At 35.8% G+C, this 10,909-nt stretch carries 11 protein-coding genes; all 11 read right to left on the bottom strand.

Features of this window, described 5'->3' with window-relative positions:
- Window positions 1–222 precede the first annotated feature (222 nt).
- The 11 genes from PATL70BA_RS06540 to cpaB all read right to left on the bottom strand — a co-directional run bounded on the left by PATL70BA_RS06540 (window position 223) and on the right by cpaB (window position 10,804).
- The gene (locus PATL70BA_RS06540; protein ID WP_125136622.1) at window positions 223–870 is read right to left on the bottom strand and encodes a hypothetical protein; all 648 of its coding nucleotides are present in this window, start codon (window positions 868–870) and stop codon (window positions 223–225) included.
- An 11-nt stretch (window positions 871–881) separates the two neighbouring features.
- On the bottom strand, window positions 882–2,099 hold the full coding sequence (locus PATL70BA_RS06545) for a C40 family peptidase (RefSeq protein ID WP_125136623.1): 1,218 nt from the start codon (window positions 2,097–2,099) through the stop codon (window positions 882–884).
- 12 nt (window positions 2,100–2,111) lie between these two features.
- Window positions 2,112–4,115: a hypothetical protein gene (locus tag PATL70BA_RS06550; RefSeq protein WP_125136624.1), complete on the bottom strand. Its 2,004-nt coding sequence runs from the start codon at window positions 4,113–4,115 to the stop codon at window positions 2,112–2,114.
- Between the two features lie 72 nt (window positions 4,116–4,187).
- The gene (locus PATL70BA_RS06555; protein ID WP_125136625.1) at window positions 4,188–4,832 is read right to left on the bottom strand and encodes a hypothetical protein; all 645 of its coding nucleotides are present in this window, start codon (window positions 4,830–4,832) and stop codon (window positions 4,188–4,190) included.
- A 101-nt stretch (window positions 4,833–4,933) separates the two neighbouring features.
- Window positions 4,934–5,452, bottom strand: a complete 519-nt coding sequence (locus tag PATL70BA_RS06560; protein WP_243115980.1) for a hypothetical protein — start codon at window positions 5,450–5,452, stop codon at window positions 4,934–4,936.
- The gene (locus tag PATL70BA_RS06565; protein WP_330510277.1) at window positions 5,449–5,850 is read right to left on the bottom strand and encodes a DUF4320 family protein; all 402 of its coding nucleotides are present in this window, start codon (window positions 5,848–5,850) and stop codon (window positions 5,449–5,451) included. Before PATL70BA_RS06565 ends, PATL70BA_RS06560 begins: the two co-directional genes overlap by 4 nt.
- Window positions 5,851–5,865: 15 nt before the next feature.
- Complete coding sequence (locus PATL70BA_RS06570; protein ID WP_125136627.1) at window positions 5,866–6,738, bottom strand: secretion protein F; 873 nt, start codon at window positions 6,736–6,738, stop codon at window positions 5,866–5,868.
- A gap of 14 nt (window positions 6,739–6,752) precedes the next feature.
- Window positions 6,753–7,682 (bottom strand): hypothetical protein, encoded by a 930-nt coding sequence (locus PATL70BA_RS06575; protein ID WP_125136628.1) that lies wholly within the window; start codon window positions 7,680–7,682, stop codon window positions 6,753–6,755.
- The gene (locus PATL70BA_RS06580; protein ID WP_125136629.1) at window positions 7,661–9,040 is read right to left on the bottom strand and encodes a CpaF/VirB11 family protein; all 1,380 of its coding nucleotides are present in this window, start codon (window positions 9,038–9,040) and stop codon (window positions 7,661–7,663) included. Before PATL70BA_RS06580 ends, PATL70BA_RS06575 begins: the two co-directional genes overlap by 22 nt.
- Window positions 9,037–9,903: an AAA family ATPase gene (locus PATL70BA_RS06585; protein ID WP_125136630.1), complete on the bottom strand. Its 867-nt coding sequence runs from the start codon at window positions 9,901–9,903 to the stop codon at window positions 9,037–9,039. The genes PATL70BA_RS06580 and PATL70BA_RS06585 overlap by 4 nt, the downstream gene beginning before the upstream one ends.
- Window positions 9,890–10,804, bottom strand: a complete 915-nt coding sequence (cpaB, locus tag PATL70BA_RS06590) for a Flp pilus assembly protein CpaB (RefSeq protein ID WP_125136631.1) — start codon at window positions 10,802–10,804, stop codon at window positions 9,890–9,892. The genes PATL70BA_RS06585 and cpaB overlap by 14 nt, the downstream gene beginning before the upstream one ends.
- Window positions 10,805–10,909 lie beyond the last annotated feature (105 nt).

A 10,909-nucleotide genomic window follows, 5' to 3' on the forward strand; every position in this document is an offset into this window, starting at 1 on the left:
GTGAGGTACTTCAAAAAAATCTTGTGCAAAGCTTTTTACTTATTAATAGACCTGTCCAAATATGTATGGTTTAGTATTTATTTGATAGTTCATTTGCTTTTGACAAAAGCGATAAATATTATGATTTATTGAGCCCAGACCACATACAAAACCATCACTAATAAGCCCTTTTACTCGGCATCAACATATATCCTAAACCTTGTAATTTAGGTTTTTGAAATACTATTCCTGTTCTAAATAAGTATAAGCTGGGTTATTAATCAGATTACACAATCTAACAATCTCATGTTCTTTAATAATGTCGCACCCAATATTTGCACTCTCGAACTTATTACAAAACTCCCGGCATTCTTTTTGCAGATCCTGTTCAATCCCTGTTCTAAACCTTGTCCATAACATAATATAAAACTGTCTCTCAACTACTTCACCAGAAACTGCATAGTTACTCATGACCATCATTTCATTTCTAAGCAGCTCTTTCTGCCTTTGATCTGTAGTTTCTGCTAGTAAAGCAGTATACTCATTAATCAACGGTGTAATATCGACTGGTCTTGATACTGCCAGAAACTTAAATGGTTTCTGAATATTCGAAAGTTCCGCTGTTAAAACTCTACAAATCTGTTCCTTCTCCATATCAGAAAACAAGTCAATGCTTATGGGATTAATCTTCAAATAAGCAATGACTTGTCCATCCCTTGTATATAAAAATTTATCATGTATATCCTTCACATTAATAAATTCTTGTGCTGTTAACTCTTGCTGTGATTTAGCATCTACATTCTTTGTGTTATTATTTTTCATATAAAACAAAGCACCTGCTCCGCCACCACAACATATCAAAATCATTATAATTGGTACTATTTGACTCATATTTCTCCTCCTTAGTCCATCAGCACTGCTGGTCTTCTAAAATGTATAAACCCAGTACTTTCCGCTGTTGTTATAACGATATTATTAGCACCTGATGTACAGTGTGCAACTAAAATCTTACCTTCTTCATCTATTCCTACTACAATACCGATGTGATTCACTTTTCTTGTATAAGGCACTGCAAGTATAGCTAGATCTCCGGGTTCAACAATACTTTCAGGTATACTTGTTGAATGATTCCACTGTGCTGTAACACCATGTCCGATTGTTTCTACAGGTAAACCCATGTTAGCAAATATCCATGTCACATAGCCTGAACAGTCGAGTCCAAAAGGTCTTATTGTTCCAGTCGTTGTACTCCCTACAGATGTCACTTCCATATCTGTTCCCCATCGATTATCCCAACCGATAGCCACACTTTTCCCACCCCAAAAGTAATTAACTTGTCCAACGATACTTTCCGCCATGGTGGCAAAAAGTTCCCCTTCAAGCTCTACACCTTCTGGGATATGGCTTTTAATTTCATCAATCTCAGCTCGTGTTAAGAATGTTTTCACATCACTGGTTGCAAGTAAAACACCATAACCACTACGACGCATTTCAGCTATCATCAATGTTTGTGTTTCATCAAATCCATAAATCACACCGATTTCTTCTGCTGTTAAACAATCCATATGAATAGTTTTCGTAATTGTACTTATTGTTTGTGTTTCAGTAACTGATTCACCCTCTTCATTAAGAATTGTCACCTCAATATCCTCTGAAGTTGTTTCCGATGTGACTGTTACAATGTTCATATCCTGAAATACTTGTCTTAGTTTTCCCACTTGATCTTCTGATAAAATTGCCATCTGCTCTGAATTTTCTTCAGTTACATTATACTTAACTGCATAAGCTATAAGAACATCTTCTGAATTATCAATCAATGTGCCATCTTCACTCCCCATGATGATCGTTATGACCTCATCTACGGTTGTATCCTCTTGCTCTAACTGGATGTTGTATTGAAATTCCTCTTTCATTTCATATAGAGCACTAACCACTGATATCTGCTCGTCATGACCACCTAATAAGGCAAAGAATATTGCAAAAGGTGATGATAGCACCAATAGAATGATGATAAAAGGAATAAGGCAAGCTATTAAGATAGCCCGCCTTCCTTTCTCATCTGATAATGCTGTTGTTGCAACTTTAGCTACTACTTTTAACGTTGCTGGATCTATTGCCATAAAATCACTCTCCTAATTTTCTAATGGTGCAATGTGCCAGTCCTCATATAAGTTACCGTTAATGTTAACTAAATCTGATAAATTCATTCTTAACATACCGTCCGGTGTCCACATATCAATAATTGATGTATACACTATATAAGGAGCATCAGGATACCAAATCGGTGTGAAATGAGTCCGATTATTATAAGTTGAATACTTATTCTCCTGGAACTCAAAATCACCATATCCAGTCATATCAAGTAATCTACAATATGTCAGATACTCGAACTCTGGAAAATGTGTAATAGCATTCTGAACATATGTGATATGATTTTCCGGTGCATTACTATAAACGTTAGACTCAACAGAAATATTTACACCATAACCGGACTTCATCGTATCACCTTCGGCTGTTGGTACTTGTCCATCTGGAACAAGGCTCATAGATGCTGAAAGCGATGCATAAAACGAGGTGTAATCATAAACCCATTCACCTTCATCTTTCCATTCACCGTTGTCTTCCCAACCACCGTGATCTTCCCAGTAATGACCTATATACAAAAACTGCCATCCTGTTGAAGTATTAAACCATTGATATCTTGGTACATACTGCCAATCACTTTCCCATTCCCAATCTGAATACCAAACCCAATCAGAGTCCCATTCTGCATCGAATATCCCCCATTCTGCAATGCTTTTATCAGCTTCAACAGGTAAACTAGGTATAGTGAAACCATCATTTGTATCATTGGCTGTTGGATTTGGTGGTACATTTTCATTAAGATCCATTACATTACCTGTAATAGTAGCTGATCTGTAATCACCATCAATCTTAGCCGCTGAATTACCAATTACTTGCACTTGAATGTCCACTATTGATGGTGTCACAGGGGTATGCCATTTTATCCAAACTAGTTGTGATCCGCCTTCCGGAATAACTACTTCTGTACTTTTAGAGTAACCATTTGCCGACATAATGACTGTAGCTGTATTCTCTATTGGATGATCATAATAATAATCACTTATATGGCGATTATCAGGTGTAACATCTTCATCAGCAAAAATACGAACCGACGTTATTACATCTGTATCTACACGATAATCATAATCGTAGGTTGTATCATTTTCTTCCACTTCTTCAGAATTTGGACGTAAGATTCTCATCCCCCAACCACCACCACTGATTATTCTATCTAAATCCCAATAAACATTATCTGCCAATGCGGGTGTCACTGGATAACCAAACCAACTCTCTTCTAGAAAAACAGAATTTGGAAGATCTGAATGTGTCATGCCTGAAACATATTGACCATCATCTCCACCTCTAAAATTAAAGTACCCTAGCTTTTGGGCTAAGGCGTATTCTGTGGCTGTGAATGCTAATATTGTTGATCTATCTTTTAAGTGAGTTAATACAACTGGTTCGTATACAACAAGCCACGCTACTTCGTTTTGGTATTCTCCACCTACTTTTTCAGGTAAGATTCTTTCTGGATCACCTGATACTGATTCACCATTAATGTCAAAAGTTATGCTCGATACAAGATTTTCTTTACTCATTCCTGCTTGAGCTGCAAAATTATTTATTAGCAAATTTAATGTGTTTGTATCTCCAAAATATGATTTTACTGCTTCAATATTTCCACCATGAGTTATTGGAATTGGTGGTGGATCATCTGTCATATATTGGTCAATTTCTATTGGATTCAAAGATTGTCCATTCATATAATTTACTTTAGTTCCATAACTGCCTATTGTCCCACTAGGTATACTGAAAGTTGCAGGTTTAACATACAGTGGTTGATTCCCGATTAGTTGCCAATTAGACGTAAGACTCGCAAATTCATCTGCTGAGTCAGACAATCCAACATATACTGATACTTTATACATGTATTCAGATGTTCTATAAAACCCTTTATTTTCAAGCGCATCTCCTGTTTCTCCTTCACCTGTATCAGCATTATCATCTGCATAAACTGAGACCGATGAGATAATTAGTATTATCATTAATACCAATAACATCGTCCTTTTCATATTGATTTCCTCCATAAAGAAAGCGACTTCATCCTTACGAAGTCGCTTATTATTCAATCTATTATTAAGTTTCTAAAATTTATCCCCTTCTCCAGAAGGAGCACCTTCATCGTAATCTTTTCCCATCATCTCACCCATATTTCCATTACTTGGAATATCATCCTGTAAAAATGGATTCTCGGAATCCGGAACTAAATTAGTACCTCTAACTTCGTCTGCAACTTCTTCTGCCTCTGGTTCAGGAGTATATGTCGTCTCTTCTTCATCATACTCTGGTACTTTGTCAGGATCAGTTAAATCATCTTTTGTTTCTGGAACCACTTCTGGTGGTGTTAAGTTGGGTTTTTCAGGTTCTTCAGATATTGGCACGTCAACTTCTTCAATATCCACTAAACTTATCTCTGTATTGCTATCTTCTTCAATATTAATCGATTCTACATTTACCTCTGGACTTACATACTGATCATCAACGAAAATATTTTCAACTTTTATAAATGGGCTTTGATCCTCACTATCTTTAGTAGAATCCTTTGGTTCATCAACCACATAATCAATCTCATCCACCATCAGATCATCCGCTTGATTTTCAGTTCCAACTAATTGATGTTCATCTTTTTTCTGACCTGTTGAATAAATCAATCCAACTAGGACAATACTTATAACCACTAATAATGTTAAAATGCTGTACTGCTTCATTTTCATATTTATCTTTTTCATCTCTCGTTCCTCCTCGAACATAATCTATAACATCAATAATCTTATTCATCTTCTTAATTATTTAAACGTTATCAGATAATTAATTAATTGTCTATATCTCGTCAAAACTTAGGTGTATACCCTGCATTTACCTTCAATCGAATCTCCATATCCGGTACTTGTTCCCATCCAAAAGATATGGGAACCGTTAAAGTCAAATATATTTCTGATTCAAAGCGGTCATTATTAATTGAAGGTGCTAAAGGTGCATTAAGAATAGTCACATCCAAATCAGTCAACTCATACTCTAGTTCTCCTCCTGCATACTTCTGACCAAAGTTAAGCCCTAATAATAGGGTTAATTCACTCATCACAGCACCTTCATCAATTCGACTCACCCAAATGTCATCATACAACGTATAACCACCTGAATAGCCTTCTCTAAGTCCATTATAAACTTCATCATAATTCTCTGTTGCTACTGAAATAACAGCTGACTGAACTGCATCTCTAACACCTTGAGCTATCATCTGTAATCTTAGATATTCACTGACTACAGAAAATACAAGCAGAAATACAAGCACAACAACGACTGCCTGTATTGCTACATTTCCATCTTTATTCTTCAATAATTTGATCACTTCCAATACACCTCCGACCTCCCCGATGATTTAGCTGTCAGAGTGATTGGAAAAGAACCAAATTCAAAGAATCCAATGTCCACTTCTGTTGTGACAATTACAGTAAACTCATCATTTAGCTGAACCCTTCCAGATGTTGACCATGATATACTTGGATCAATATCCATCAATGATTCAAGCTCATGTGCTTTTATGTTCGTAGCACTTCCAATTCTTCCTTCAATCTCCGCTACCCTTGCCAACTCATTGGCAAATGTACCCAGTTCATTCTTCGCTATAAACACTGGAAAGACTTTCATTCCAAGAGCTATGACTAATAATGCTACTAGTAGAATAACCACAACATCAATGTAACCTTCACCACGTTTATCCTTTAATATTTTTATGATCCTTTGCATTTCTCCACCTCCAATCTAGAACATACTTCCAAGTGTACTGATAATCTCTATAAACATTACAGATAGGTACATCAGCATGAAACAGAACAACATAGCAAAGGAATACTTTCGTATTTTACCTGGTCGTTTCATTGCTAATGTTTTAAGTCGTTGGATCTCCATCTGTTTTAAGTCATGAGTTAACATTTGAAAGTAAACTACACCATCATCACCTCTAAGCACACCAATTAATCCTCTAGTTATATCTGACAGACTTGAGCTACCTATTCTCGCTTCAAATCTTGTTATTGCTGATTCATAGCTTCCTGATTTCATATCCGCAACTGTAATTTCCAGTTCGTTCTTAAAGCTTGGACCAGCATTAACTTTATAAGTTTCAAATATGGATACCACATTTCTACTGGCTTTAAATTCCTGTGTGAGCGTTGCTACAAACCTTGGCAACTCATATTCAATATCCTCTCTTTTTTCCTTTAATGCTTCTTCTGCACTTCTAATCTCCTTGAAATATATTGCTATCGCTAGAAAAGTTATAACTGGAAAAAGTAACGGAAATATTAGTAAAGCAGGTACAACAAATATTAGTGTCATTCCTGCCTTTACCCATGCCCTTGCAATATAAGCTTCTGGTGATATCTTTATACCTGCTGACTTTAAGGTGGCTGTTAACTTTCGCTTACTGTAGTCTGTCAGCTTAATAAATTTTCCAACTTTCATTGATACTTCATTAATAAATACATCTAAGTTCTTAGACTTTTTCTTTTCTCTTTTATCCACTGTAGCAATAGCCTTTGTTGCTCTTCTTGTTGGCAACTTAACTAAGTCAGCAAGAATCATATATAAACCAATTGCAAACAGAATTGTAAAAACTGATAATATCTGAACCATTGTCACCCTCCTTCCTAACGTCTATACTCAATTGGTTTACTAAGCCTAACTACACCTGCTATTGACACAAATAAAATAGTTCCACATATTGCCAATACAACTTTCCCCAGTGTATTGGTCATCAAGGTGTCATACCAATCTCTATTGAGAAAATACATTAGAGGAATGTTACCCACTAATAAAACCGCCATCGAAATAAATTCTTTTACTGGTTCAAATAGTAAGTAATCAAGCTCTGCTGATACGATTCTCATATCCGACAGCTTACTGACAATTGGCGTTAAAGTACTTTTCAGATTTTTATCTTCCTGACAGTCAATGACTGCATTTAACCACTCATGAAAGACTGGGCTATCTACTTTTTCTTTTAATCCTGACAAGGCTATCTTGATATTTGAATTAATCAGTTTTGTCTGCATTAAAAATGCTTTGAAAACGTCATATACTGGTGGATTAATATAATCAAGGTTTTCATCAATGGCTGTGATTATGCTTTCACTTCTTAGATACGATGTGGTAATAATAGATAGTGCTGTTTCAAGTTCACTATTTAGTTCTTTTTTCCACTTGATGGCAATAAACTTTATATACCAAAAGGGCATCAAGGCAAACCCACAAGCCAAAACTGGAAGTAAAAACAGATTGTCCATGGTAACCGCAAAAAAAGCACCAACTACCATAAGGATCAATGATAAAATAATCATCATGGTAAGTCGGTGCTCTTTTCCAGTTGCTGTTAAGATGATATTGGTTTCATCCATCAGCTTCTTTAATCCACTCTTTTTCTTTGTAGAAGTGACCGCTTGGACTTTCCCTTGAATCGTTTGATCTGGCTTTCTAAAAGTCTTTGCTGCCTCTTCTAAAAATATCAGAGGAGTCATACCATTTATTAACCATAACCCAATAACCATTACTATAAATGCTATATAGATAGCTGAATACATACTGGATTCCCCTCCTTGTCTCTCCATTCTGATGGTATGAAGCGATACAGAACATGTTTTGGCATACCATTTTCTAGAAGTCGTTTTTGCATGGATTCTGATATTTCAGAGACCTTTTCATAATGACCTATAATCTTCTCTTTACCATCAATTTCAATATTATTGGTCACGTTAAACTTATATAAGGTTCTGATATCTCTATTACCATCTTCATCAATGACACACTCCGTAATTTCCATAATGTGTCTAGAGTTATCCTCTAACCGTTTACAAAAAGCTACAATTGGAAAAGCTTCTGTAACCAAATTATATAGGGTTCTTTCTGCCATATCATAGCGTTGCTTACAAAGGGTTACCATCCGGTAATAAGTTGATATACAAGAACTGGCATGAATTGTCGTTGTTACACCATGACCTGTTCTGGCAGCTTCCTGTGCAAAAAAAGCTTCTTCTGATTTCATCTCTGCCACGCAGATATAATCTGGGTTTACAGTTAGTCCTGTTTCTAGAAGTTTAACCATCGTGATATTTTGCCTTGGATCATCACTGTGTCTAGTAACTGTATGGATGACATTATTAATGACTTCATCCTTTTCATTCCGTTTTACCAAATTAAACTCTCTTGTACCGTTTTCAATGGTATAAATTCTTTTGTTATCAGGTAAAGTAGATAATATCCAACTCATTAAGGTTGTTTTTCCACTGGATGTAGCGCCTGTCAGACACATACTTTCACCATATCTGTGGGCTAAACTAAGGAAGTCTAACATTTCTTCATCAGCTGTTTTATTTTTGATAAAATCTTCTTTCACAAGCTTTCTTGGATTTACAATTCTAATGGATACAGCAACACCAACGCTATTATCAATGACACCAAGACCTAGTACAGTAATTCTTATCTTCTCTGACAAATGACCAACGACAATAGGTTGTGAACTATCTAGAATCATCCCTGATTTATGTAACAGTCTTCTCATAACGTCTACGGCGTGAGATGGTGTGTTAAAATGCTCTTTTGTAGGTATAATCTCACCGCTAGAATAGGTCACTTTAATATCATTCCATGCGTTGATATTTATCTCTTCTATATCATTTCTAAACAGATACTTCGTCAAAAATGAATACTCCGCCATTTCAGAATAAAGGGCTTCAACTAAGTCATCATGGCTCATATCTTCAGTTGCAAGAGAATAATCCATTAGGTACTTTGTAATGTATGCTTTAATCTGATCCTTTTGTCTATCTGCATCATCAGTAATCAATAGAGCATACTTTCCTGAAATGTATCCTTGAACTTCATGTAGAATATCTTCAAAGTCTCGTATGTTTTGAGCAGATTCAAACAAACCTGAATTCATTTGTCTTCACCTCGCTTTCCAAATAGACTAACTAACGTACTTTTCTTCTCTTTAACTGGTCTATAATCAACATCTTCATTGATCTTTTTCACTTTTTTAGTCTTCTTAGGTTTCTCGTCTTCTTCATCAATGAATAAATCAACTAATTTCCTGACCTCTGTGACATATAGGTTGCTTTTCTTTTCAATTAGTGATTCAAAGAATCTGGCTTCATAGAATTGTCGTTCAAGCTCTGGTGAATGCTTTAGTTCTGTATAGATACCACCAAACTTATTGGCTACCATATCCCTTGGCATTTCAGGTTTAACATTAGACAGTACTTTAAGTTGATTACCTACTTTATATTTACGTTCTCCAAGGAGTGGTAAACAGGCATCAAAGAAGCTAATTGCCTTTAAATCAGGACTTGTTAAACGAATCACTTGATCAGATAATTCTAAGGCTGCTCTTGAAAATAAGTCTTCACCAATATGACTACTACAATCAATAATAATATGATCTGCAAGATGTTTAATTAAGATGAATAGATCAACGATTCTTTCCTTACTGTACTTGGCATAGGTTCTATCATTTTCACCATGAAGGTAACTCAGGACTGTTAGATTACGATTACCACTGACTGGAATACAGGCTTTTAAGATACTTTCTTGTGTAATCTGCATGGCAGATAACAATGCACCTAATGATTGATCTTTAGTGGTTACAAAAGGCAACACAGTACTAATAACCGGTGTCTCGTGGTCACAGTGGATTAATATCACGTTCTTCTTTTGCTTCGTCAATTCCAATGCTAATTTAATACTTAAAGCTGTTTTCCCGCTGTTTGGATTACCCCAAACAGCAATGACTTTATTCAGTTGCATCTATTTCACCACCTTCATTATCTACAGGAATATCATCCATAGGAACTTCACCTTCAGCATTTGTTTCATCCAAATCTTCAGTATTTTCCTCTTGATTAAGCAGGTCTTTTAAACGTAATTTTTCATCTTCAGCTAAACGTTCTTCTTCCTCTTTTTGAAGCCTAATCTCTTCTAAGACCACTTTTTGCTCCTCTAAGAATTCATTACAATTTTCTTCACTTCCCCTATAAACAAAAACAGCGTGAATCTTCCCTTTAATCTCTAGATCTGCAAGTAGTTTCGCTTGGTCTGCTGATACCTTTAGAGTAATCGTTGATGGTAGTTCTTTTTCATCTTCTGCGTAATTACTCTCTTCTGGTGCCACATACTCTTCTGTATCAAGTCCCGAAGACGCTGTGACTGCTAATACCTGAACATACTGAAGCTCAATAGGGGTTATGGTTTCTTTTCTTTCACCAAAGTCAGATACCATAATGGTAACAATATCACCTGGTTCAAGTTTTCCTGATAAACCCGCTGCAAAAGTTTTAATGGTGACTGAAATAGCTCTTTCACTTCCATCAAAATCATACAGATACGCATAATTAACAAGAGGACTATCTGATAGCTTGTCTGCCATAAGATAGTCCCCTTTGTAAATATCACTGTTTGCATATTTTCCTATAATGTTTTCTTTGTCTCGAATGATGTTGTCTGGTAGGTTGTATTCACCTATTTCGACCACTTGTAGCATGTCCTTTGTTATTACCTCTCCTTTTAGAATGTCTTGGCTTACTCTGACCATTTCAGTCTTTGCTGTGATTGCAGTATTGTACATTGGAGTTAAGCCAAAGCATATGGCTAAGGCCACTACAATGCATGTGATACCTATGATGGTTCTGTTTCTAAAGATGTTTTTCATTTTGATTCCTCCTTAAATTTTGGGTATAATAAAAAGCCTTCAAAGATTGAAGACTTCATTACTAACCATGTTTTCTTATGATGTTACAATTTTCATTCTATCTTC

Origin of the sequence: Petrocella atlantisensis (assembly GCF_900538275.1) — a bacterium.
Taxonomy (GTDB): Bacteria; Bacillota; Clostridia; order Lachnospirales; family Vallitaleaceae; genus Petrocella; species Petrocella atlantisensis.